The following is a 521-nucleotide window of genomic DNA, read 5'->3' on the forward strand; positions in this document are numbered from 1 at the left end:
ATACATAGCTGGTGCTACGCCCACCTGCATCCGATTTCCGCAGCACGCCCCGCGCAAGCAAGTCGTTGATGTCGCGTAGCGCCGTGTCAGGCGAGCACTTGGCGATGGCCGCCCACTTGCTGCTGGTGAGCTTGCCTTCGAAGCCGTCGAGCAGCTTGTTCAGCAATTTCACCTGTCGCTCGTTCAGTGGCGTGGTCGCCCAGCGCTGCCAAAACCGCGTCTTGGTCAGCACGGCATCGAGTATGTGCTGTGCCTGGTCGACGGCACGATGCAGCGTGTCGAGGAACCACGCGAGCCACTCAGTGACATCCATCGACCGCTTCTGCGTCCGCTCCAGGATGTCGTAGTAGGCCTTACGTTCGCGCTGGATCTGCGCCGACAAACTGTAGAAGCGTTGCGGGCTGCCGTCGGCGCGTGCCAGCAGCAGATCGCCAATGGCCCGCTCGATACGGCCATTGCCATCGTCGCACGGAAGCAGCGTGACGAACCACAGATGGCCGAGCCCCCGAGACAGGCAGAAA

Annotated in this window: 1 protein-coding gene; it reads right to left on the reverse strand. The window is 62.4% G+C overall.

Translation table 11 applies throughout. The annotated features are described in order from the left end of the window. On the reverse strand, positions 1–521 hold a 521-nt coding region (locus tag SQ11_RS15815; RefSeq protein WP_041515166.1), incomplete at both ends, for a Fic family protein.

The organism is Nitrosospira sp. NpAV, assembly GCF_000832065.1.
GTDB lineage: Bacteria > Pseudomonadota > Gammaproteobacteria > Burkholderiales > Nitrosomonadaceae > Nitrosospira.